This is a genomic window from Hyphomonas sp. ske169, from assembly GCF_056850855.1.
The window spans coordinates 424,908-448,140 of record NZ_CP096146.1; the positions used below are offsets into that span (position 1 = coordinate 424,908).

At 55.3% G+C, this 23,233-nt stretch carries 21 protein-coding genes; 14 read left to right on the top strand and 7 right to left on the bottom strand.

Annotated features, from left to right (window positions below):
• Nucleotides 1-2 precede the first annotated feature (2 nt).
• Together MY069_RS02085 and MY069_RS02090 are read right to left on the bottom strand one after the other, a co-directional pair.
• The gene (locus tag MY069_RS02085; RefSeq protein WP_482795422.1) at nt 3-2,771 is read right to left on the bottom strand and encodes a bifunctional aconitate hydratase 2/2-methylisocitrate dehydratase; all 2,769 of its coding nucleotides are present in this window, start codon (nt 2,769-2,771) and stop codon (nt 3-5) included.
• A gap of 33 nt (nt 2,772-2,804) precedes the next feature.
• Nucleotides 2,805-3,089 (bottom strand): hypothetical protein, encoded by a 285-nt coding sequence (locus tag MY069_RS02090; protein WP_482795423.1) that lies wholly within the window; start codon nt 3,087-3,089, stop codon nt 2,805-2,807.
• A gap of 77 nt (nt 3,090-3,166) precedes the next feature.
• Here MY069_RS02090 and MY069_RS02095 point away from each other — a divergent pair, with 77 nt between their 5' ends.
• The 3 genes from MY069_RS02095 (at nt 3,167) to MY069_RS02105 (ending at nt 5,624) form a co-directional block, all read left to right on the top strand.
• Complete coding sequence (locus tag MY069_RS02095; RefSeq protein ID WP_482795424.1) at nt 3,167-3,949, top strand: enoyl-CoA hydratase/isomerase family protein; 783 nt, start codon at nt 3,167-3,169, stop codon at nt 3,947-3,949.
• Between the two features lie 237 nt (nt 3,950-4,186).
• Nucleotides 4,187-5,452 (top strand): acetyl-CoA hydrolase/transferase family protein, encoded by a 1,266-nt coding sequence (locus MY069_RS02100; RefSeq protein ID WP_482795425.1) that lies wholly within the window; start codon nt 4,187-4,189, stop codon nt 5,450-5,452.
• Between the two features lies 1 nt (nt 5,453).
• Complete coding sequence (locus MY069_RS02105; protein WP_482795426.1) at nt 5,454-5,624, top strand: hypothetical protein; 171 nt, start codon at nt 5,454-5,456, stop codon at nt 5,622-5,624.
• A 4-nt stretch (nt 5,625-5,628) separates the two neighbouring features.
• Here the strand turns inward: MY069_RS02105 and MY069_RS02110 are convergent, their stop codons facing one another.
• The 3 genes from MY069_RS02110 to MY069_RS02120 form a co-directional block, all read right to left on the bottom strand.
• Complete coding sequence (locus tag MY069_RS02110) at nt 5,629-6,798, bottom strand: CaiB/BaiF CoA transferase family protein (protein WP_482795427.1); 1,170 nt, start codon at nt 6,796-6,798, stop codon at nt 5,629-5,631.
• Nucleotides 6,795-7,958, bottom strand: coding sequence for a CaiB/BaiF CoA transferase family protein (locus tag MY069_RS02115; protein ID WP_482795428.1), 1,164 nt, complete (start codon nt 7,956-7,958; stop codon nt 6,795-6,797). The genes MY069_RS02110 and MY069_RS02115 overlap by 4 nt, the downstream gene beginning before the upstream one ends.
• A gap of 186 nt (nt 7,959-8,144) precedes the next feature.
• A complete protein-coding gene (locus MY069_RS02120) occupies nt 8,145-9,221 on the bottom strand; it encodes a PLP-dependent cysteine synthase family protein (RefSeq protein WP_482795429.1) in 1,077 nt (358 codons plus the stop codon).
• Between the two features lie 118 nt (nt 9,222-9,339).
• Here MY069_RS02120 and MY069_RS02125 point away from each other — a divergent pair, with 118 nt between their 5' ends.
• From MY069_RS02125 to MY069_RS02155, 7 genes are all read left to right on the top strand, one after another.
• Nucleotides 9,340-9,789: an Lrp/AsnC family transcriptional regulator gene (locus tag MY069_RS02125; protein ID WP_482796741.1), complete on the top strand. Its 450-nt coding sequence runs from the start codon at nt 9,340-9,342 to the stop codon at nt 9,787-9,789.
• Nucleotides 9,790-9,897: 108 nt separating this feature from the next.
• Nucleotides 9,898-10,791, top strand: coding sequence for an aldo/keto reductase (locus MY069_RS02130; RefSeq protein WP_482795430.1), 894 nt, complete (start codon nt 9,898-9,900; stop codon nt 10,789-10,791).
• A gap of 76 nt (nt 10,792-10,867) precedes the next feature.
• Entirely contained in the window at nt 10,868-11,899 is a 1,032-nt protein-coding gene (locus MY069_RS02135; RefSeq protein ID WP_482795431.1) for a glutathione S-transferase N-terminal domain-containing protein, read from the top strand.
• An 11-nt stretch (nt 11,900-11,910) separates the two neighbouring features.
• Nucleotides 11,911-13,584, top strand: coding sequence for a sulfatase (locus MY069_RS02140; protein WP_482795432.1), 1,674 nt, complete (start codon nt 11,911-11,913; stop codon nt 13,582-13,584).
• A 31-nt stretch (nt 13,585-13,615) separates the two neighbouring features.
• Nucleotides 13,616-14,230, top strand: coding sequence for a TetR/AcrR family transcriptional regulator (locus MY069_RS02145; RefSeq protein ID WP_482795433.1), 615 nt, complete (start codon nt 13,616-13,618; stop codon nt 14,228-14,230).
• A gap of 52 nt (nt 14,231-14,282) precedes the next feature.
• Complete coding sequence (locus MY069_RS02150; RefSeq protein ID WP_482795434.1) at nt 14,283-15,134, top strand: SUMF1/EgtB/PvdO family nonheme iron enzyme; 852 nt, start codon at nt 14,283-14,285, stop codon at nt 15,132-15,134.
• A 21-nt stretch (nt 15,135-15,155) separates the two neighbouring features.
• Entirely contained in the window at nt 15,156-15,788 is a 633-nt protein-coding gene (locus MY069_RS02155) for a hypothetical protein (RefSeq protein ID WP_482795435.1), read from the top strand.
• Nucleotides 15,789-15,800: 12 nt separating this feature from the next.
• Here the strand turns inward: MY069_RS02155 and MY069_RS02160 are convergent, their stop codons facing one another.
• Complete coding sequence (locus MY069_RS02160; RefSeq protein WP_482795436.1) at nt 15,801-16,886, bottom strand: MBL fold metallo-hydrolase; 1,086 nt, start codon at nt 16,884-16,886, stop codon at nt 15,801-15,803.
• Nucleotides 16,883-17,347, bottom strand: coding sequence for a DUF1330 domain-containing protein (locus MY069_RS02165; RefSeq protein ID WP_482795437.1), 465 nt, complete (start codon nt 17,345-17,347; stop codon nt 16,883-16,885). Before MY069_RS02165 ends, MY069_RS02160 begins: the two co-directional genes overlap by 4 nt.
• 208 nt (nt 17,348-17,555) lie before the next feature.
• Between MY069_RS02165 and MY069_RS02170 the strand changes: the two genes are divergently transcribed.
• The 4 genes from MY069_RS02170 (at nt 17,556) to MY069_RS02185 (ending at nt 23,216) form a co-directional block, all read left to right on the top strand.
• The gene (locus tag MY069_RS02170) at nt 17,556-18,611 is read left to right on the top strand and encodes an AraC family transcriptional regulator (protein ID WP_482795438.1); all 1,056 of its coding nucleotides are present in this window, start codon (nt 17,556-17,558) and stop codon (nt 18,609-18,611) included.
• A 98-nt stretch (nt 18,612-18,709) separates the two neighbouring features.
• Nucleotides 18,710-21,001 carry a TonB-dependent receptor gene (locus MY069_RS02175; protein ID WP_482795439.1) on the top strand — a complete coding sequence of 764 codons (2,292 nt, stop codon included), beginning with the start codon at nt 18,710-18,712 and terminating at the stop codon, nt 20,999-21,001.
• Nucleotides 21,002-21,017: 16 nt separating this feature from the next.
• Nucleotides 21,018-22,310: a spinster family MFS transporter gene (locus tag MY069_RS02180; RefSeq protein ID WP_482795440.1), complete on the top strand. Its 1,293-nt coding sequence runs from the start codon at nt 21,018-21,020 to the stop codon at nt 22,308-22,310.
• Entirely contained in the window at nt 22,311-23,216 is a 906-nt protein-coding gene (locus MY069_RS02185; protein WP_482795441.1) for an alpha/beta fold hydrolase, read from the top strand.
• Nucleotides 23,217-23,233 lie beyond the last annotated feature (17 nt).

Here is a 23,233-nt window from a genome sequence, read left to right on the forward strand (position 1 = left end):
CCTTAAGGGCGCGGCGGCGCGTATTTGGTGAGGTTGATCCCGTCCACGGCGGCAACATATTCGTCAATGGTCGGGGTCCGGCCCAGAATGGTCGAGAGGACAACCACTGGCGTCGACGCTAGCAATGACTCGCCCTTTTTCTCATCACTGTCGGCGACAACCCGGCCTTGGAACAAGCGGGTCGACGTCGCCATCACCGTATCGCCATTCTCAGCTTTCTCTTGGTTCCCCATGCAGAGATTACAACCAGGACGCTCGAGATACATGATGTTCTCATATTCAGTTCGCGCCGTACTCTTCGGCGAGTCATCATTGAACTCAAACCCAGAATATCGCTGGAGCACGTCCCAATCACCCTCTTCTTTGAGCTCATCGACAATATTGTAAGTCGGCGGCGCAACCACGAGCGGCGCTTTGAATTCAACCGTTCCGTTTTGCGCTTCGATGTTTTTGAGCATTTGCGAGATGATTTTCATATCGCCTTTGTGGATCATACATGAACCGACAAAGCCAAGGTCGACCTCTTTGGTGCCGCCATAATAAGAGATTGGGCGGATCGTATCGTGAGTATAGCGACGCGATACATCGTCATTGTTCACGTCTGGATCAGCGATCATCGGCTCGTTGATCTTATCCAGATCAACAACAAATTCGGCGACATACTCAGCGTTGGCATCCGGCGTTAGCGGTGGGCGCTCGCCAGAGCGAATGTCAGCAATCCGCTGATCCGCCTTAGCCACAAGTCCTTTCAGAACGCCAATCTCATTGTCCATGCCCTTTTCGATCATGATGCCGATGCGGCTCTTAGCGATCTCAAGCGATTGGATCAGAGTTTCAGGCTCTGAAATACAGATCGAGGCTTTCGCCTTCATCTCAGCCGTCCAGTCGGTGAACGTGAATGCTTGGTCGGCGAGCAAGGTGCCAATATGCACCTCAATGATGCGACCTTGGAAGACATTGTCGCCGTCAAACTCATCAAGCATTTGAGCCTGCGTCGCGTGCACCACATCGCGGAAATCCATGTGATCTTTCAGCGTTCCTTTGAATGTCACTTTTACCGATTGCGGGATCGGCATGGTCGCCTCACCAGTCGCAAGCGCCAGAGCAACGGTGCCGGAATCAGCGCCGAATGCGACGCCTTTTGACATCCGTGTGTGAGAGTCTCCGCCAATGATCACATCCCAATCATCAACCGTAATGTCATTCAGAACTTTGTGGATCACGTCCGTCATCGGGTGATAGACACCCTTCGGATCACGGCCGGTAATCAGGCCGAACTTATTCATAAAGCTCATCAGTTTCGGCGTATTGCGCTGAGCTTTAATGTCCCAAACAGACGCGGTGTGACAACCCGACTGATACGATCCATCAACCGTTGGAGAAATCACCGTCGCCGCCATCATCTCGAGCTCTTGCGAGGTCATCAGGCCGGTGGTGTCTTGCGAGCCAACAATGTTCACTTTGACGCGGACATCTGAGCCAGCATATAGCTTCTTGCCTGGGGTGACGCCGACGGCGTTGCGATTGAAAATTTTCTCAACCGCGGTCAGGCCCTTGCCTTCCTGGGTGACCTCTTTCGAAGTCGCGTAAACGCTTGGCGCTTCGACGCCTAGAATAGCAGCGGCTGTGGTCTGGAGCTTTTTGCCAAACACGACGGCATAGGAACCGCCGGCTTTCATGAACTCGACCTTTTGCGGGGTCAGCGCATTGGCGATGTCGACCAATTCTTCGCCATCATCATTATAGAGCTTCTTGGTTTTCGTATTGATGGTCAGGACGGTGCCTGTATCGACCGAATAAAGCTGCTCAAGAACCGGCTCACCATCTTCGTCAATAACTGGCGCGCCATTATGGTTGAGCTGCCGCGCCCAGTTCTGCAGATCGACACCGATCCCGCCGGTGACACCAACCGTTGTGTAGAAAATCGGCGAAATGCCATTCGTGCCGCCAACGACAGGTGCAATATTGATGAACGGCACATATGGGCTGGCTTGAACCCCGGTCCATAGCGCCACATTGTTCACACCTGACATCCGCGACGACCCAACCCCCATCGTGCCTTTTTCGGCGACCAGCATGACGCGCTTATCTGGGTGTTGCGCCTGCAGCGCTTTGAGCGCGGCTTGCTTCTCTTGATCATGCTCGAACAAGCATTTGCCGTGCAGCTCACGATCTGATCGAGAGTGGGCATCTTTGCCCGGTGACAGCAGATCTGTTGAAACATCGCCGACCGCGACGACGAAAGTAACAACTTTGATCTCTTCTTCAATGTCCGGAAGATTGGTGAAGAATTCCGCATTGGCGTAACTCTGCAAGATCTCAGTCGCGCGACCATTCCCAACTTTATGCGCCGCTTCGAGACGATCGGTATCCGCTTCGTACAGGAAGACTTGGGTCTTCAGAACCTTTGCAGCCTCTGTTGCGATCGCCGCATCATCGCCTAGTGCGAGATCGAGCAAAACGTCGATCGAAGGGCCGCCCTTCATGTGAGACAGAAGCTCAAACGCAAAGCTTGGGCTGATTTCAGCTACCGTTTCTTGACCGAGAATGATCTCTTTGAGGAACTTGGCCTTCTCGCCAGCGGCACTGGTGGTGCCTGGAAGCGTATTATAGATAAAGAAATTCAGAGACTGTTCGCGATGCGCGTTTCCGGTGTCTTTAATCTGAGCAATAAGCTCAGCGACCAGTGGTGCATCTTCGATCGGTTTCGGGTGCAATCCGTCTTTTTTACGGGCTTCGATTTGCTCTAAATATTCAGTGTACAGGCTCATAATCTATACGGCGTCCTTTATTTTTATGTCCGTTTACGATGCGGCCGCGCGGAAACCGTCGCGCCAGTCATCGAGAGTCTCAGCGCCCATGTATTTAAGCTGCCCCGCCGATGCAAGCGAATTAGCGCGGCTTAACAGCGCGATATCGGAGATTTGAACTGGCCAGACATTGGCCAAGGCCATCTCGGTCCAGTCATTTTTGAGGAGCAAGGCGATATTGATGACGCCGCCCTCACCGCGCTGTTCCATGAGGCCGAGAAGCACAGTTTCAAGCTCTCCGGCATGGGCGGCCGCCGCATGGGGCCGGCCGGGTTTCAAGGCTTCTTGCGTCGCACGGCCTAAATTGCGAATACAGGCGCACCCGCTCCAATTGGAGCCTTTGCCGAGGACGCCCCTTGACCGCTTCTATTCGCTTAGACCGCGCCGCTCCGCTTGCGGAAATCGTCTTGAACAAGCCTGAAAAGCGCAACGCGTTATCCGTGGACATGTGGGCGGCTATTCCGAACCTGGTCGACGAGGCTGTGCGTGATCCGGAGACCAAAGTCCTGCTCATCCATGGCGGCGATGCAGGCGCGTTCGCAGCGGGCGCGGATATCTCAGAATTTGAGCAAACTTATGCCACCAAAGACAGCGCCAAAGCTGCGGGCGACACAATCGCTGCGGCGCTGAACGCGGTAGAGGCCTGCCCAAAGCCGACTATGGCAGCGATTGATGGCGCCTGTGTCGGCGGCGGTGTCAGCTTGGCGATGGCGTGTGATCTAAGAGTCGCGAGCGCCCAATCGAAGTTCGGAGTCACGCCAGGCAAGCTAGGTCTCGTCTATCCTGCTGGCGATACGAGGCGCCTTCTGCAAGCCATCGGCCCGGGCGCAACGAAAGACATTCTCTTCACTGGCCGCATCTTCTTGGCTGACGAAGCTAAGGAAATGAAACTAATCGATCGTTTGGTGGATACGGGTGGCGCTCTTGAAGCGGCACGGGCGTTCGCGATAGAAATCGGCACCATCTCGCAATGGTCAACACGGGCCATTAAAAAGATGATCGCTGGCCTTCAATCCGGGTGGAGCGATGATGCCGAACCGGCTGCGAACTTGTTCTTAGAAGGCTTCGCCAATGAGGACTTCCAAGACGGCTACCGCGCCTTTCTCGAAAAGCGCGCGCCGGTGTTTAAGTTCAAATAGCTACCACTCTAAACCAGGCAGCATGGGCAGCCGCTTCCCATGGCGTCTGCGCCGAGCGCGATATCGCGTAGGCCTGCAGCAACCGCCGCGCACCTCCGCCTGCTCATTCGCGGGTCGCGAATGGATGCCCGAAAGTGCCGTCAGAATTGGAGTTTTCGAAATTTGTCCGGACATATTCTGCTGCCCACGCAAAGAATGTGGTTGAGTGTTCCCGAAACTTACGTCACCGGTCAAAAAATGAGCTCTAAATCTCTTGCACGTGCATTTGCGGCCTTCCGGCAATCCCTGCCAGACCATGCTCGTCTCTATGTCGCGGGATGCAGCGGCGAACCCTTGCCCCTGGTCGATCTCTTTCGCGATGATCCAGAGCTGGCCAAAGGCTTAGAGTTTCTCGGGATTTGGATTCCGGGCGTCAACCGAACCGACTGGGCCAGCCTGCACTCAAGCACAAGCGCCAATAGCATATTTATCTCACCAGCTTTGCGCCCTTCGTTCGAGGCAGGGCGAACACGCTTTCATCCGCTCAGCTATACTCAGAGCACAACCTGGCTATCTCAGACGCAGATTGATGCAGGGGTGATTATGATAAGCCCACCTGATGCGGATGGCATGGTTACGCTCGGTGTTTCTGCGGACTTTTCTCAGCTGATTTTGGCGCGTCCTGATATCCCCTTATTCGGTATCGTGAACGCATGCCTTCAGGCGCCTCCAAATGCCGAGCGGTTTCCAATTGATCGTTTCCACACCGTCGTCGAAGCTGAGCACCCTCTGGCTCATGTCAGCGAGAATGACCTGCCGCAAACGTTCACTCAAATCGGAGCACGCATTGCTGCGCTTTGCGGCGACGGCGACACGCTTCAATTTGGCCTCGGCAATGTCCAACAAGCGGTTCTCAAATCGCTGAGCAATCACCGCAATCTGAAGATCCATGCTGGCATGATCTCAACTCCGCTCGCGGACCTGATGGACCAAGGCGCGATTGCGGAAACAGAGGACGCGGTAACCACCGGCGTGGCGATTGGGACGACCGCGTTTTATGATCGCGCGGCGCGAGATGACCGGATCAGATACGCGCCCGTGACTTATACGCACGCCATCTCGACAATGGCCCAGCTCTCCAACTTCAAGGCCATAAATTCTTGCATAGAGATTGATCTGTTCGGTCAGGCCAATGCCGAATTCATCAATGGCCGGCAAATCTCTGGCACAGGCGGACTGGTCGACTTCTTGCGCGGGGCGGCTGCCTCAGCAAGCGGACGCAGTGTTTTGGCTTTGGCTTCGACAGCCCGGAAAGGAACGATCAGCCGGATCATCCCAAGACTTCCTCAAAACGCGACGTCTATCTCACGCGCCGATGTCGATATGGTGGTGACCGAACACGGCGTGGCAGAACTGAAACACAAATCCATTGACGCCCGCGCAGACGCCTTGATCGGTATTGCTGATCCAAGTTATCGCGATCAGCTCGCCTCCGATTGGCGCGAGATCAGAAAGAGCCTCTAATATGCCGCAGACCAAACCTCGATATCGCCAGCTGGCCGATCAGTTCCGGAAGGAAATCACGACCGGAAAGTATAAGCCAGGCGACGCGCACCTCGTCGCACAGTGCCCAGGGACAAAGGCGACCATTTTTGAACCGGCGCCAAGTGCGGGCCCAATGCGCCGGGAATTTTAACCCATCATATCACGCCTTTTTCTTTCAACGCTTTCGCCGCCTCGACGCTCAGCCCGGCTTCCTGCGCCAGCGCTTCGCTATGCTCGCCAAAACTTGGGATTTTCGGGTTTGGTTGAGGCGGTTCGTTTAGGAACTTGATGGGCGGTCCGACATGGCGGTGGCCATCGTCATCTTTAAAGATCATTCCGCGTTCTGCCGTATACGGATCATCGAATGCATCTTTCAAATCCCGCACCCACGACCAGGCGCAATCGATTGGCTCCAAAAAGGCTTTCCACTCTTCGAGCGTTTTGGTTTTGAAAGTCTCAGTGAAATAGGCGCACAGATCTGCCTGACCTGGGCCGGGTGGCACTTTCGCGACTTCGATTAGATCCGGACGCCCAAGCGCGGTGAGCAAATTGGTCGCGAACTTAATCTCGGGTCCGGCGAAAGCTAAAAACTCTCCATCCGAGGTTTCATACAAATTTGTCAGCGCAGAGCCGCCAAAGCTGCGCATCTCTTTCGGGCGCGGAGGGCGGTTTTCACCAAAGGTCGGACCCAGTACATTTGGCGTCCAAGCGATCGCCGCGTCATACATGGCGAGATCGATATAGTCGCCTTCACCCGTCGTTTCACGCCGATAGAGCGCCATCAGGATTGCGGACAAGGCCATGAGAGAGGCGCTCGCATCGGCAAAGGGAACATTTGGCAAAGTTGGCTGGTGATCCGTCTTGCCGCGATTGAGGTCGATCAATCCCGCAAGTGCCTGCACGGCGACATCATGGGCCGGCTTCTTCGCCAGAGATGACATCTGCCCGAACGCAGAAATAGAACAATATACAATTTTAGGATTGCGCGCGGCGACCGCATCATAGTCCACGCCAAGGCGTTTCACGACGCCAGGCCTAAACGCCTCGACCATCACATCAGCGGTCTCTGCCAATCGCAATAATAGGTCTCGGCCATCAGGGTCTTTCAAGTTCACTTTCAGGCTACGTTTGCCCCGCGCGATATTGCGGAACCAAACGCTCGTGCCGTCCGCAGTTGTCTCACCGAGCGCGCGGCTTGGTTCGCCGGTTCCATTGGCCGGCTCGACCATAATCACGTCAGCACCATGGTCCGCCATCATCATGGTCATGTGAGGTCCTGGCAGAAAGGCTGACAGGTCAAGAACTTTAACGCCTTCAAGCTTCATGCGGGTGTCTCCTCTGATAACAGCTCACCGTTGTGTTCGCCCATTTTCGGCGCGCGCGTGAGGGTCGGTCGCTTGCCATTTACGCGGAACGGCGAGGCCAATGTTCGCACGCCAGATGGCGCCTCGGGATGAGCCACATTTGCGGTCATTTCAACATGCCGGACATAGTCGCTATCGAGCGCTTGTCCGATGTCGAGCACCGGCGCAAACGGCACTGAACCGCCCAGTATCTCGACCCATTCGGTTGTGGTTTTCGCGCTCATCACATCATCGACCGCATCGCTCAGCACGCTTAGATTCTCGCGCCGCGCTGGAATGCTGGTAAAGCGCTCATCTTGGTCGAGGTTAGACCCGGTAAGCTGACACCATAGCTGCCAGAATTTCGGCGTCTGACACATCAATAAGCCCCAACCATCGCTCGTCTTTACCAATTGGCTCGGCGCAATCGAAGGGTGCGCCCCGCGCGGCAAGCGGCCCGTAACATGCCCCTGATTGAGGTACCATGTTGCGGGGTAAGAGAGCTGGTGCAAAGCAGTGTCGAACAGGCAAACATCAAGATCACAGCCTTCACCTGTGCGGCTCGCGCCAAGCAGCCCCGCGAGCAAAGCCGTCGCCATATGGCTGCCGGTGTGGAAATCGACCATTGAGAGACCAAACCGAACTGGCGGGCCGTCCGGCTCGCCCGTCATCGACATGAACCCTGCTTCAGCCTGCATCAGATAGTCATAGCCCGGCCAAGCCGCACGCTCTGACCTGCGGCCATAAGCTGATAGATGCGCGCAGACGATTTTCGGATTGACCGCTTTCAGCGCCTCATAAGTCAGGCCGAGCTTGTCCGGTTGATCGCCGCGTAGATTGTTCGCGACAGCATCGGCGGTTTTGACCAAAGCCTCAAACTGCTTTCGTCCGGTCTCAGATTTCAGGTCGAGCGTGACCGACTTTTTGCCGAGCGAGAAAGTTTGAAAAAACTCGCTATCGCCCTCGCCTAACATATAAGGCCCTATCGAACGCGAAACGTCACCGCTGCGCGAGGGGTCTTCGATTTTGATCACTTCGGCGCCGAGGTCCGCCAGCAACAAGGTGCCATAAGGGCCCGCGCCATATTGCTCGACGGATAGAATGCGAATGCCCTTGAGCGGGCGTTGATTTGAGTTTGCCACAATCGCGGTCCTCATCCTGAGAGAAGTCAAAGCCTAGCGGCGGTTCCCCACCCCGCCCTCGTCCTTATACCTAAATCGGATTCCGTTTCACCAATTGTTTGGCAATGATGATGCGCTGCATCTCATCCGTGCCATCGCAAATGCACATAAGCGGCGGATCGCGATGAAGTGCAGCGAACGCGCTGCTTATGCAGTGATCGAAGCCGCGGCAGGCTCAGCCGCGTAAAACGGCACACTCTCAAACCCAATCAGTTCCACATTTGGCGAGATATATCCTGGCTTTTCAGGTTCCTGACGCGCCAAGTCTGTCGATAAGTATTTCTTATTATCATCGCAAAATATGGTCGCCACTGTTGCCTCGCTTCCAAGTTGGTCTTGGACGGCCAGTGCACCAATCAAATTGGCACCTGAGGATATGCCGACAGCGAGACCAAGCTTGGAAGCGAGGTTTTGGGCCATGATGATGGCGTCACCATCATTCACGGAAACCACAGAATCGAGTTCATCCAACTTCACGATGGATGGAATAAAGTCGTCAGAAACGCCCTGGATCCGATGCGAACCGGTTTTGTAGCCGGTTGAAAGCGTTGGCGATTCCGCCGGTTCGAGCGGATGGATTTTTACTTGTGGCGCGGCCTCGCGAAGCGACCGTCCGACCCCCATCACGGTCCCGCCGGTTCCGACGCCGGCAATAAACGCATCAGGCGTTCGGCCGATCGATGCGAGTTGGTTCAGAATTTCGGGACCGGTCGTTGTTTCATGCGCATTGCAATTTTCGCAATTGGCAAATTGGCAAGGCAGAAAGACATCATCGCGCGTTGCGGCCAGCTTCTCGGTTGCCGCGATCGCGCCGAGAAACCCGTCCTCTTCGCGTGAGACCAAATGCAGGTCAGCGCCTAAAGACCGCAACAAAGACTTACGTTCATCGCTCATCCAATCCGGCATATAGATCCGCACTTCATGCCCAAGCGCGCGCCCCAAGGAGGCGATGGCAATCCCAGCATTCCCGCTCGTCGCTTCAGCGATAATGTCTCCTGGCTTTAAGGCGCCGGTCTCATAAGCGCAGCGCAAAATGTTCAGCGCCATCCGATCTTTAATCGAGCCAGTCAAATTATAGTGCTCGGCTTTGGCGAAGATGACGCGGCGCTCACCCTTCCATCGCAAATGGACGGCAAGCAATGGCGTGCGGCCGATCATTCCGGCCAGCGACTCTAACCGCTTTTGCTCACAAAACTCGATCTGCACCGAACCCGAAAAAGCCATCGTGATCTCCTCTTACGTGCAACCTAGCCCCATGAATATCGAAACTCATTGCAAAAATTATGAGATACCCGGGTTATTTAGTAACATTTTTCGGCTATATACGATCATTATGAAAAATATTGATGACACCGATAGGTCGATCCTAAAAATTCTTCAGAACGATTCGACTGTTTCATTGGAGACAATCGCAGAGAAGCTCAGCGTTTCTGTCAACACATGTTGGCGGCGTGTCCGGCGTCTCGAAGAGGATGGCATCATTCAGGCCCGCGTTGCTATTTGCGACCCGGAAATGCTTGGATTAGGCCAAACCGTCTTCGTCGCGATCAAGACGAATGACCACTCATCGACCTGGCTGGAGAAGTTCGCAAAGACCGTGACCGCAATCCCGGAAGTGATAGAATTCTACCGCATGGCCGGAGACGTGGACTATCTATTGAAGATCGCGGTTCAGTCAGTCGCCGATTATGACCGGGTCTACAAAGCGCTGATCTCAAAAATCGAAGTCGCCGATGTAAGCGCCACCTTCGCGATGGAATGCTTGAAGAACACGACTGAATTACCGGTTTAAACTAGTCCGGCGTGTGTGCGTGCAGCCCGCAGAATGACCGCTAGATCAGGATAGCCGGTTCACGAGAAGCATGCCAGATAGCGGTTTTGGCCGTGGAGCAAACTGACCATGAAACGGATCGATCTCAGTTCATCGATTAGCATTTCGCAGCTCGTTTACGGCATGTGGCGCCTAGGTGACGACGCTGACACATCACCCAAACATGTGCAGGCGAAGATCGAGGCCTGCCTGGCCCAAGACATCACCACCATGGATCAGGCCGATATCTATGGCGCTTATGGTGCGGAAGAGATTTTAGGAAATTGTCTCCGCGATGCGCCTCAGCTGCGCAATCAAATCGAGATTGTCACCAAATGCGATATCGTCGCCCCCATGGGACGCCATAGCGGCGCGCGGGTGAAATACTATGATACCAGCCGCTCCCATATCGAAGCCTCTGTCGAGCAGTCTTTAAGACTTATGGGGATTGAGCAAATCGACCTGCTTCTGATCCACCGCCCGGATCCGTTTATGGATCACGTGGAAACCGGATCGACGCTGGATGATTTGGTCGCCAGCGGCAAAGTCAAAGCCGTCGGGGTTTCGAATTTCCGGCCATGGGATTGGCAGCTCCTCCAATCAGCGATGACAACGAAACTCGCCACCAATCAAATCGAGATGAGCGTCATTGCTCATGAGGCGTTCACCAATGGTGATCTGGCTTTCTTGCAAGAACGAGGCGTGTCTCCGATGGCTTGGTCCCCGCTAGCCGGCGGTGCTCTGTTCGGGGGAGATCACTCCGCAGTGAAAGAGGTATTGGCGACAATCGCAGCAAATCAGGGCGTTGATATCGCGGCGGTCGCGATTGCCTGGCTGCTGGCGCATCCCGCAAAGATCGTTCCCGTGCTCGGCACGAATAAGCTAGAGCGGATCTCGACCCTTGCGGATGCGACCCGGGTTGAGATGGACCGGCAGACTTGGTTTGAGATCTACACCGCAGCTCTTGGTCATGAAGTCGCTTAGGGCGCTTAATCGCGCGACCAAATGTATTGACATTTAAATTGCCATAATTACGGTTTCTATGCGGAGGAAACCAATTGTGACACAGACGAAGCGGCTCGAACTCACCGGCGCAGCAGGCTCGCCGTACACGCGAAAAATGCTCAGCGTTCTCAGATATCGGCACCTGCCCTATTCGGTCTTCTGGGGAAATGGAAACATCCCAAAAGGCTATCCGGAACCGAAAGTTCGGCTGCTGCCAACCTTCTTTTTTCCAGACGGCGAAGATGGCGCACTCGTCCCGGTCACAGACTCAACGCCAATTATCCGCCGACTTGAGAATGACTATGCCGGACGATCGGTTATTCCCTCAGATCCGGTCATCCGGTTCATCAATGATTTGATCGAAGATTATGCCGATGAATGGCTCACCAAAGCCATGTTCCATTTTCGCTGGGCGCATGAGGCTGATGCGAAAAACGCGGCACCGCTGCTGGTCTATTGGGGTATGAACACAGCGCCTGCAGAGGCCGCTGAAGAATTTGCGGCGAACTTTGCGACACGTCAGATCGACCGCCTCTATGTCGTTGGCTCAAATGAAGTCACCGCCGAGACGATTGAGTCTTCCTATACCCGGCTAATCGAAATTCTCGACGCATTGATCTCACGCAAAGGGTTCGTCTTAGGTGCGCGCCCCTCTTCTGCCGATTTTGCGATTTTTGGTCAGCTCAGTCAGCTCGCCATTATTGAACCCACATCCGCAGCGATCACAACCAGCACCTCTTACCGGGTCCGTGCCTGGGTCGACCTGATGGAAGATCTCTCCGGGGTGTCGCCGCAAGAAGAGGATTGGTTCTCAACGGACGCGGCTGGCGAGGCGCTCAAACCGCTGCTCACAGAAATCGGGCGCACCTATACGCCTTCTATGATCGCGAACGGAAAAGCGGTGATGAGTGGCGCAGACACATTCGACACCGAGATTGATGGCCGTCCTTGGACTCAGCCAACATTCAAATACCAAGCAAAATGCCTACACTGGCTTCGTGAAGATTATGCCGCTTTGCCAGGCGACGCACGCGCTGCGGTCGACGCTCTGTTATCGGGGACGGGCTGCGAAGCTTTGTTTAATTAAAGGATACGGCGATGCTCAAGAAAATACTGATTGGAACACTGGTCTTCCTTGCGACCGTTGCGGCGCTGGTCTGGCTCAACCGAGCATCGATCTTGACCCATATTGTCTTAAACCGCGCCGAAGCGAACAAAGACTTTGTCGCCCCACATCAGCCTGTGACCTGGCAGATGGGGCCGAGCGAGGCGAGCACGCCCGTGTCCGAGCGCCCGCCAAACATCGTCTTCATTCTATTGGACGATTTTGGCTATAATGACCTGTCCACATTTGGTGGCGGCGTTGCGGATGGCCGCGTGCCGACGCCGAACATTGACCGGTTGGCTGCGGAGGGCGCGATTTATTCGCAGGCCTATTCCGGCACCGGCACCTGCGCGCCCTCGCGTGCGATGTTGCTGACCGGCCGTTATCCCACGCGCACCGGATTTGAGTTCACACCAACCCCTGATGGCATGAGCAATGTCATCGCCACGATCGCGAACGGACAGAATCGTCCCCACATCCCAAAAATCACCCCTAATCGCGACCTCAGCGAAGGTGCGCTTCCTTATGAAGAGCAGGGCCTACCCGGTTCGGAAGTGACGATTGCGGAACTGCTGCAAGATCAAGACTACCACACCGTCCATATCGGCAAATGGCATTTGGGGAGACAACCCGACTCCCTGCCAAACGCGCAAGGGTTTGACGAAAGCCTGCTCATGGATAGCGGGCTGTTTCTCGCCGAGGACGATCCTAATGTCGTGAACGCCAAGCTCGACTTTGATCCGATCGATCAATTCCTTTGGGCGTCGATGCAGTTTTCGGCCTCATTCAATGGCGGCGAGCCATTTGAACCGGGCGGCTATCTGACCGATTGGTGGACCGATGAAAGCCTGCGAGTCATCGAGAACAATAAACACCGTCCATTCTTTCTCTATCTCGCGCATTGGGCGCCGCACACACCGCTGCAAGCGACAAAGGAAGACTATGAAGCCGTTGGCGACATCGAACCGCATCGCGAACGCGTCTATGCGGCGATGATCCATGCGCTCGATCGCAGTGTCGGGCGGGTCATGGACAAACTCGAAGCGGAAGGTCTGGCTGAAAACACGATCATCGTCCTCAGCAGCGACAATGGCGGCGCAGGTTATATCGGCCTGCCCGAGGTCAATGCACCTTTTCGCGGTTGGAAAATCACCCTGTTTGAAGGCGGCATCCGCGTGCCAATGTTCGTCAAATGGCCGAGCAAGATTTCGCCGGGTACAGTTGTCGATACGCCTGTGGCGCATATCGACCTGTTGCCAACACTCGCCGCTGCGGCTGATGTGAACCTGCCCAGCGATCGCATTATCGATGGTCAGAACATCTTGCCGGAAGCGACAGGAGAAGGACTGATTGCACGACCGAATGATGCGATATTCTGGTCGTCTGGAAGCTATCGCGTGGTTCGGGCCAGTGATTGGAAACTTCAAGTGGACACGCAACAAGGCAAAACCTGGCTGTTTGATCTCGCATCTGATCCGACCGAGCAAATCAATCTCGCTGAGACGCGCACTGATAAAGTGGCAGAGCTCACCGCCCTGATCTCTGACCACTATGCAGATGCCGTCGAACCGCTATATCCGCATAAGATCACCAGCCCGATTTTGATCGACAAAACGGTGGATCAATTGCCAACCGCGGACGATGAGTACGTGATGTGGCCGAACTAAGAATAGAAGGTTTGCGACCTTGACGACAGCAGTGAAAAAGAAAAGTCCTTGGCCGAAATTTGAAGTCGGCACCGAAGATGGCAGGCGCCAGCGCAGCGATCGCAGCCGCCGACGGATCATTGAGGCTTTGTTCGATCTGATTTCCGAGGGCAATATGTCCCCAAGCGCCGCCATGGTTGCCGCACGCGCCGATGTCGGCCTGCGCACCGTATTTCGCCACTTTGAGGATATGGACAGCATCTATGATGAGATGACGGGGGCGCTGTTGGCGGCCGTCATGCCGAAAGTGAAAGCGCCATTTCAGGCTACGACTTGGCGGGATCGTTTAATCGAATGTGTCGACCGGCGCGCAGAAATTTATGAAGAGGTTTTCCCGATGCGCGTCTGCATGACCCTGCGCTATTACCAATCGGAATTCATTCAGGAACAATATAAGCGAGACGTGGCGATGGAGCGATCGACCCTGAAAGCGATTATTCCAGAAAGTATCGCCGCTGATCGAACGCTATTTGCGGCCCTCGAAGTCACGTTGGGTTTCCCGACTTGGCGGCGACTGCGACAAGACCAAAAGTTGTCAGTCGGACAGGCTAAAAAGACGGTGCAATTGATGGTCGAAGGCCTCATCGCCGATGTTGATGCGGAATAAACCTCAACCGCACCTCCGAGCAGGACTTCTGCTTTCGGCGGCGGTCATATTATTGACCGGCTGCTCCCAAACCGAAACGCAATCCGCGAGCGCGTCATCGTGCGGTTTAACGCCAGAACAGATTGGCGCATTCGTGCAAATCACGCCGGGCAGTTTCGTGAAAGGCAGCGGAGCTGTTTATCCCGAAGAAGTGTCTGACATGCGCCTCCAGGTCGACGCATTCTGGATCCAAACCCACGAAGTGACGAATGCACAGTATCAAGCCTTTGTCGACGCCACACTCTATGTGACGGAAGTTGAGCAAGGCATTCTCGCAGGCGATATCGGCGCAGGCTCTGCCGTTTTCCTGCATCCCGACGAGGCAGACCCAAACTCCGCGACTTGGACACTTGATCCGAAAGCGACTTGGAAATCCGCACAAGATCGCGCCAACGCGCCCGTCGTCCACATCACAAAAGGGGATGCTGAAGCCTATGCCGCATGGGCGGGTGGGCGCCTGCCGAACGAGGTTGAGTGGGAATATGCCGCGCAGCTGGGCCTGCCTGATCCAGACGACCCTGTCTCCGGCGCATATGATGGACAAGCCCCTCGCGCCAATACGTGGCAAGGCATCTTCCCCATTGCCGATACGGGTGATGATGGCTTCCGAGGGATTGCCGACGTTGGCTGTTTTGAAGCGGACCAGCTCGGGCTTTACGACATGATCGGCAATGTCTGGGAATGGACTGATACGCCCTATGGCGATGCGACCCACACGATCAAAGGCGGATCATTCCTTTGCGCCAATAATTTCTGTCGGCGCTACCGCCCCGCCGCGCGCCAACCGCAGGAATCAGATTTCTCGTCCAACCATATCGGCTTCAGAATTGTCCGCGATGCACCGCCATCGCTGCCAGCTGAATAATCCTCAAATAGGAGACACTTCATGCCCAGTAAGTCTTTATCACTCAAACTCGGATGGATCGGGTTCCTCGCGATCGTCTTCTTCGGATTCTCAACCTGGTATGGCGGCAATGGAAAACCGATCTCTCCTGAAGACGGCGCCGCAATGATCGCTGAGCTCCGTGCGAGCTATGGACCGTCAGACACAGATGAACGCGGGTTCGCCGAAAATATGGAATCAATGATTGCCAATGATGATGGCAAAGAATTCTATGCTGTGAACCTGGAGCAGCTCAAAACTGGAGACGCGGCGCGCGCTGCCGACGACGCCTATGCGAGAACGGTAATGCCGCTCCTATTTAAGCGCGCCAGTCATCCCGTATTCGTCTCACAGCGCGCAGGGCTGATGCTTGGTGAATATGGCGAGCAAGTCGATCGCGTGGTGGTTGTCCGATATCGCTCCTTGCGGGACCTTCTGACCATGACGCTTGAGCCCTCAATGATCGAAGGCAGTGACGCCAAATTCTTAGCGCTCGACCATACCGAAGTCTTCATCACGCGCCCGACCATCACCTTCGTGCACGTTCGGCTGATGATGGCCTTGCTGCTGATCCTGATTGGTGGGCTTGGGTGGCGAGCGATCAATTTCGTTCGAGATCGCCGCCGCCGAGCCTAGCCAAATCAACCCTTAGAGCGCCTCGTTCATCGCAATCTTATTACTCCCCGATGGCAGGCTGAAAACCATGCCGTCTTGGCCGACGGTGATCTTGCCATCGAATAGCTTTTTAGAATCGCCGAGCCATATCGATTCAAGCATCTTCACCGGCAATTGCGGAACGATGTGATAATAGACCAGCTGCTCGACGCCGGCTTCTTGAGCCGCGCGCGCCGCTTCTTCGGGATCGGTGTGATAGTCTAGAATATCCTCAAAGATCTTGGCCGGATTGGCCTGCCCCCGTTCGCCAAGCTTAGCGCCAATCGTCTCGACCATTTCCTTGTCGAGCGCTTCATGGAACATCACATCAACGCCTTGTGAGGCGGCGACGAAACGCGGCTGATAGATCGTATCACCGCTAATCGTAATGGACCGATCTTTATAATCGATCCGATACCCAAAGGCCGGCTCAATCGGGGTATGGTCGACTCGGATCGCCGTGATTTTGAGATCACCGTCATCAAGCACCACTTGCTGCCCGTTTGGGCCGGTTGGGATTGTGATCTCGTCGGCAAGACCACCAAACCCGTTCGGATTCGCGACTTGGGTGCCGTGATGGGCCACGCGATAAGTGCTATCTAACCGGTAAGCCGCGTTGAACCCGTCAACCACTTCTTGCGTGCCTGCCGGGCCGCGAACCGGCGTCGGCTCAGTCCGGCTGCCGCCGATCCAAGACAGGGTCAGGACCTCGCCGAGCCCATCAATGTGGTCAGAGTGTAAGTGGGTCAGGAAGACGCTGTCCAAACGCGTCAACGGAAAGCCCATCGCGCCGAGATTTCTCGCGCCGCCAGATCCGATATCAAACACAAAGGCTCGCGTACCGGCCATGACGCCGATGCAAGGCCCAGCGCGGGTCGCGTCTGGCATTGGCGACCCCGTCCCGCACAGATAGACGTGGAGCCCGTCTGGCAATTCCAAGCTCGGGTCCACTCCGACGCGTTGGTCCAAAACGCGATTGAAAGCCGCTGACGCGATCTGCGGCTTGAACAGATTGAAGCCGAGCACCGCAAGCGCGATCAGCCCGACAAATACAAGTGCTATCCAACGAAATAGGGTCATCCTTCAAACTCCTTTTTGAGAACTTGCATCCATGGCAAGCCCCACGCGCCTTTCGGCATCACGCTCTCGATATTGAGCTGTCCGGCCAGTCCTGCTGCTCGGTGCACAGACAGGTCTTGCCATTCCTGTGAGGTGGACATGCGCAGAAGAGCGTTCCGATCAGGATAGGCCGCGATCGCAACCTCATCCCACAATTCTTCCACTTGCCCCAAAGACAGGAAGGTCACATCCGCCACGAAAACAATGCGCCCACCATATTCGGTGATCAAACCAGAGACCCCTGCGCCATAGACTTGATAGGCTTCTCGTCCGGTCAGATCGGTGTCGCGCCCATCTGCATATTCGGCTTTGTCTTTAAACTTCAACAGGTTGACCATGAAGATCGGGCCGTCAGGTCCCTTCTCGGCCATTTGTTCTATTTGCTTCGGGTCAGAAGGCCGAACCTCATTGATGACTTCCATCGATTTCCTCCCTTATGGATCAATTTAATGACAATTCGAATGCCATTACAATCAAAAATGCATCGATCGCGAAACAAAAGCTCATACGGGCCTGAGACAATTGTCTCTGCCCTTATCGCGCGGCGCGTTCTGTCGCCTATTAGATGCCCGTGCTAGGTGGTAATGGATACCGACAAATCGGTGTCATCATCGCGGAGCGTTTATACGGTTGCAGCATCAAACCCAGATAACCGGGCGGCAATTAGAGCCAATCCTGCAGGAAGCGGCCCGCGCTGGCATCAATGTTGGTGATGTCCTGCGCGACCTCGGGCATGGGGCATTGTACGACGAAGATGTGCGGGTTACGGCCGCACTTTCGCTGATCGATTTCTTTCGGATCGAAGGCGAAGTTGCGCGGCAAATGGACGATCTGACGGCCCATCTATCCGAACGCAAGCTGACCTATGAAACCGGTGCCTTCGTCACGGCGCAGATGAACCAGTCGACCACGCTGGGCGACGCGCTCACCAATCTCGCCCAGTATTTCAATATGATGCATGGCGAGCGCTATAATACGATCAGAACGACCGATCGAACGATCACACTGATCATCAATGATGCGGATTTCCCGTACACGATGAAAGATAACCCAAACATGGTTCACTTTGTCGGGGAATGTGTCCTGATCAAAGTGCAGTGCCTTTTAGACAGCTTTAGTGCAGGCCTCGCCGATGCGGCTTTGCGGCGGGTTTCGCTGAAACGCCCACTGCCCGCAAATAACCCCAGCCATCTAGAATTCTGGACAGCGCCGATCTCGTTTGGACAGGCCCAATATGAGCTCTGTTTCGATCGCGATCTTGCCCAGTCGCCAATGCCAACGCCAAGATCCATCGACCTAAGCTCCGAAGGCGTGTTTAGCCGCGTCATCGCCTATCTCGAACAAAAAACGCCGAACAACGGGCATCACTCATTTAAAGCACGGACGCTCGACCTCATCCGCAATGGCATGACCCAACAAGATGATGTCGCCCACCGTCTCTCGATTAGCGTGGCCACATTGCGACGCCGCCTCGAAGACGAAGGCACAAGCTTTCGGGATTTGATCAATGATCACTTGATGAATGAGGCGACATCCTTGCTCCAAAAAGGCTATTCGGTCGCGCAAGTCAGCGACGCCTTAGACTATTCAGACATTCGCGCGTTTAATCGCGCGTTCAAGCGCTGGAAAGGCGAAACGCCCGCCAAATATGCCCGCCGATTATCGCAACTCGCGGAAGACGCCTGAGCGAAACTGTTCACTCCTGAAAAGCTAATGGGTCATAGTCGCGTGGGCGTGCGCCCTCCTAAACGTCGAAAAAGACATAATTCTATGGGAGGATTACTATGCGCGTGAACCCTAAATCGTGGTTGAACCTCAGCCTGGCATCAACCTTAGCCTTGAGCCTTGGACATGGTCTAGCAACCGCCCAGGATGCAGATGGTGCCGAAGATGATGCGCGCCGATTTGGCACTGTCACCGTAACCGCTCAACGCCGTGAGCAAAGCGCTTTGGACGTACCGCTGTCTGTATCAGCTTTCAGCGGCGAAGATCTGGAGGCGACCGGCGCTGTCGATATCACAACCATCCAACGCGCGACACCGAATGCCACGATCGAAGTCGCACGCGGCTCAAATTCCACCCTGATCGCTTTCATTCGCGGCGTCGGTCAGCAAGACCCGCTCTGGGGCTTTGAGCCGGGCGTTGGTCTCTATGTCGATGATGTGTATGTCGCTCGCCCGCAAGGCGCCATTCTCGACATTTTTGACATTGACCGGATCGAGGTTTTGCGCGGTCCGCAAGGCACACTCTATGGTCGCAACACGATTGGCGGCGCGATCAAATATGTCACCCGCCGCCTCGGCGATGAGCCGGATCTCAAGGCTAAGGTCAATCTCGGCACGTTTAATCAGGCAGACGTCATCGTTTCAGGCTCGACGCCGATTGGTGAACAATTTGCCGTCGGCGGCGCGATTGCCAAATATACCCGCGACGGGTTTGGCGAAAACCTCAATACCGGCGCGGAACATTATGACAAAGACGTGCTTGCCTATCGCTTAAGCGCCGAGTGGATGCCGCATGACGATTTCTTCGTTCGCTTTGCTTATGACAGGTCAGAAGACGATTCGAATGCTAAGCACGGCCATCGCCTGCTACCGAGTGCGGATGGTTCAATCCCTGTCACCAGCAATGTATTCGACACGCGCGCTGGCCTCGGCGATGACAATTCAGTTGAAACAGAAGGCTACTCGCTAACCGCAGAATGGACGGTCAATGACGCGGTCACATTGAAGTCGATCACCGCTTATCGTGAAGGCGAAACGGTTACGCCGATTGATTTCGACGCCCTGCCCCAGGCCGATTTTGATGTTCCAGCGGTCTATGCGGATGACCAGTTCAGCCAAGAGTTTCAGCTTTTATATAGCGGCGACAAGCTAAACGGCGTCGCCGGGGTCTATTATCTCGACGGCAATGCCAATGGCGCGTTTGACGTTATCCTCGGAGGTCTCGGTCTGACCGTGTTCCAAGGCGGCGACCAGACCAAAGAGAACTTCTCCATCTATGGTGACTTCACCTATGACTTCAACGACCAGTGGGCGCTGACCCTTGGCGGACGCTACACCGAAGACGAAACCACAGCAGACGTTCTGCGTGAGCTTTGGCTAGGGCTTGGTTCAGGGTCGTTCGACCCCGCCAATACCGCGTCGACTTTCTTCGTCACCCAGACCGACTTCCAAGGCCTGACCCGGTCCGACGAAGAATTTACGCCGCGCGTCTCGCTGTCCTACAAGCCAACAGACAATGTGAACCTCTACGCGACATACGCGCAGGGCTTTAAAGCTGGCGGCTTTGATCCGCGGGCACGGGCGGACTTGGATCCGCTGGGGCTCTCTGAGCAAGGCTTCGGGCCGGAAACCGTGGACAGTTTTGAAATCGGCGCCAAAGGCTCCTTCTTCGAAAATGCGTTGACCCTGAATGCCGCTGTCTTTTTCGCGGAATACACGGATCAGCAAATCACCGTACAGAGCGGCGCTGATTCAGACGGAGACGGCACCAATGACACATTCGTTTCATCCGTCTTCAATGCGGGCGAGTCGGAATATACCGGCTTCGAGCTTGAAGGCACATGGTTCATCAACGACCTGTTCACGCTGTCGGGCAATCTCGGCATCATCGATGCTGAGATCCAAGAGATCCTGTCTGCGGATGTGAATATTGCCGACCAGTTCGTGACGCAAAACACGCCAGAGCTTCAGGGTCAGCTCTCACTGAATTATACAAATGATCTAGGCGACAATGGCGAGATCTCTGTCACCGGCGCGCTGTCTTATCGGGACGAGTATTTCTTGTTCAATGTTGAAAACCCAGGATTCGGTCCGGGCGAAAACGCACTCTTCCCGAATGGGGGTCCGGCGCTTGATCCAGAATCTTATACGCTTGCCGACTTGAGCATTGTGTGGACTTCACCAAGCGAGAAATATCGCTTGGGTCTGCATGGCCGAAACTTGACGGACGAAGAGTATCGCGTCGCGGCGTATAATTTCGTCACGCCGAGCCAGCTTGGCGTCGACAGTGCTTATTCGGCTTTCTATGGCGCCCCAACGACTGTGACGGCGTCACTGTCTGTCGACTTCTAACCTCACGAGACGGGAAATGACCGCAGTGAGTTCCTCCCAGAATGGGGGTCAGTTTGGCGGGCGAGCTTATGTGCTCGCCATTCTGACCCTCGTTTACACGTTCAATCATATTGACCGGCAAATCTTATTGATCCTGGTCGAACCGATCAAAGCTGACCTGCAGATTAGTGATAGCGCGATTGGCCTGCTGACCGGCTTTGCCTTTGCGGTTTTTTACGCCACGTTCGGCATTCCGATCGCGATGTGGGCCGATCGCGGTAATCGCAAGAACATCCTGTCTCTCGCACTGGCGATCTGGTCGGGCATGACCGCCCTATCTGGGTTCGCGCTTAGCTTCTGGCATTTACTGGTCGCCCGCATGGGTGTCGGCATTGGTGAAGCTGGCGGTACGCCGCCCGCAACCTCCATGATTTCCGATCTCTATGCCCCCAAAGAACGCGCCTTCGCGCTCGGCATCTACACGTCAGGAATTGGCCTTGGCATCCTGGCTGGGTTCGTGATCGGCGGTTATGTCTATCAAGCCTTTGGTTGGCGGGTCGCCTTTTTCGTCGCCGGTGTGCCAGGCCTAATTTTAGCCCTGCTCGTTTGGCTAACCATCAAGGAGCCCAAACGCGGCGCCGTAGAACAGCGCGAAAGCAATGAGGCGGCTTCAAGCTTTGGGGAAACCATGGCCTTTATCGCCAAGCAAAGCTCATTTCTGTGGCTGCTGGCAGGGTGTTGTTTGATTTGCGTTTCGGCAAATGCCTTCCTCGCTTGGACCCCTAGTCATTTGCAAAGAACCTATGATGTTGGGCCTGCTGACATCGCTGTGCCGTTGGGATTGCTAATTGGCGGCGTCGGCAGTGTTGGCGCAATCCTGCTCGGCCGGGTCTGCGATCACATGTCCAGCCGGAACTTGGCTTGGCGGCCTTTGATGATCGCGATCTGCGCCGCCCTCGCGCTCCCTTTCGCTTGGATGTTCTTGCAAGCCGAAACGATCAATGGGGCCTATGCATGGAACGTGGTTCCAAGCTTTATAGGCCTGATCTATGCCAGCATCGCCTATACCGCTTCGCAAGAATTGGTCGGTCTCAGGATGCGCGCCTTCGCATCGGCTTTTATGTTATTCTGCCTCACGCTCATCGGAATTGGCGGTGGCCCAACCATTGTCGGATGGCTAAGTGATACTTTCGCTAACAGTGGTGACCCGATGCCGCTCAAATCAGCTTTGGAGATCATGCTTGCGCTGAACCTGATAAGCGTATTTGCATTAGTGATGTCAGCGAGAACTTATGAAAAGGACGCAGCACGCGCTGCGCAAGTGAACTAGATGCGGCACTTTTTCATCGCGGGGCTCGCGCTCGCATTGAGCGGTTTAAGTGCGTGCACGGAGACACCAATTGAGCCGACGGAACCGGCCGCAGATGCCCGGATTGAGAGCGCTCATTTCACCGTTTCTGTGACCGGCTCCGGACCAGATGTGATTTTGGTCCCAGGCCTGGCGTCAAGCGCGGCGGTTTGGGATGCGACTGTCGCCGCGCTGTCGGACACCTACACGCTACATGCGATCCAAGTCGGCGGCTTCGCGGGGGCAGCGCCGCGTGGCAATGCCGATAACGAAACCATCCTTGATGACCTAGCGGCTGATCTGGTTGCTTATGCCAATGAACTCGAACAGCCGCCTGCGCTGGTTGGGCATTCATTGGGCGGCTTGGTGACCTTGAAGGCTGCGCTCAACTCTAGCGCAGATTTCGAACGGATCGTCGTGATCGATGTCCTTCCCTTCTTCTCGGTGCTGATGGATGATGCGGCAACGGCTGAGACAATGACCCCCATCGCCGCGTTCATGAAAGCGTCGCTTCTGGGCCAGTCGGATGAGATCTTTGCCGCCCGGCAAGCAGAAGCCCTCAGCGCTTTGGTGAAGAGCGAAACAGATCTGCAATCTGCTTTAGAATGGTCCCTCACCAGTGATCGCGCTGTGATGGCGCAAGCTATGTCGGAAGTCTTAGTCACCGATTTGCGAGAGGATATATCCGCAATCACAATCCCCACCACGGTCATCTATGCCCGCGACCCCGCTATTTCGAACATGGACAATGTCGAAGCCTTTTATCAAGACCTCTACGCGCCGCTGCCAAACGGCGCTTTGATCGCAATCGACGATGCGCTTCACTTTGTCATGCTCGATCAGCCTGAGACGTTTCTTGGCGGGCTCGAAACAGCCCTCTCGCGCTAGGGCTCACCGAAGCCCCC

Coding starts and splice junctions, on each gene's coding strand:
- MY069_RS02160 (WP_482795436.1), bottom strand. CDS start 16,886: ATGACCCTATTTCGTTGGATAGCACTTGTATTTGTCGGGCTGATCGCG.
- MY069_RS02155 (WP_482795435.1), top strand. CDS start 15,156: ATGCCCAGTAAGTCTTTATCACTCAAACTCGGATGGATCGGGTTCCTC.
- MY069_RS02100 (WP_482795425.1), top strand. CDS start 4,187: ATGAGCTCTAAATCTCTTGCACGTGCATTTGCGGCCTTCCGGCAATCC.
- MY069_RS02185 (WP_482795441.1), top strand. CDS start 22,311: ATGCGGCACTTTTTCATCGCGGGGCTCGCGCTCGCATTGAGCGGTTTA.
- MY069_RS02130 (WP_482795430.1), top strand. CDS start 9,898: ATGAAACGGATCGATCTCAGTTCATCGATTAGCATTTCGCAGCTCGTT.
- MY069_RS02105 (WP_482795426.1), top strand. CDS start 5,454: ATGCCGCAGACCAAACCTCGATATCGCCAGCTGGCCGATCAGTTCCGG.
- MY069_RS02140 (WP_482795432.1), top strand. CDS start 11,911: ATGCTCAAGAAAATACTGATTGGAACACTGGTCTTCCTTGCGACCGTT.
- MY069_RS02110 (WP_482795427.1), bottom strand. CDS start 6,798: ATGAAGCTTGAAGGCGTTAAAGTTCTTGACCTGTCAGCCTTTCTGCCA.
- MY069_RS02120 (WP_482795429.1), bottom strand. CDS start 9,221: ATGGCTTTTTCGGGTTCGGTGCAGATCGAGTTTTGTGAGCAAAAGCGG.
- MY069_RS02165 (WP_482795437.1), bottom strand. CDS start 17,347: ATGGAAGTCATCAATGAGGTTCGGCCTTCTGACCCGAAGCAAATAGAA.
- MY069_RS02180 (WP_482795440.1), top strand. CDS start 21,018: ATGACCGCAGTGAGTTCCTCCCAGAATGGGGGTCAGTTTGGCGGGCGA.
- MY069_RS02175 (WP_482795439.1), top strand. CDS start 18,710: ATGCGCGTGAACCCTAAATCGTGGTTGAACCTCAGCCTGGCATCAACC.
- MY069_RS02085 (WP_482795422.1), bottom strand. CDS start 2,771: ATGAGCCTGTACACTGAATATTTAGAGCAAATCGAAGCCCGTAAAAAA.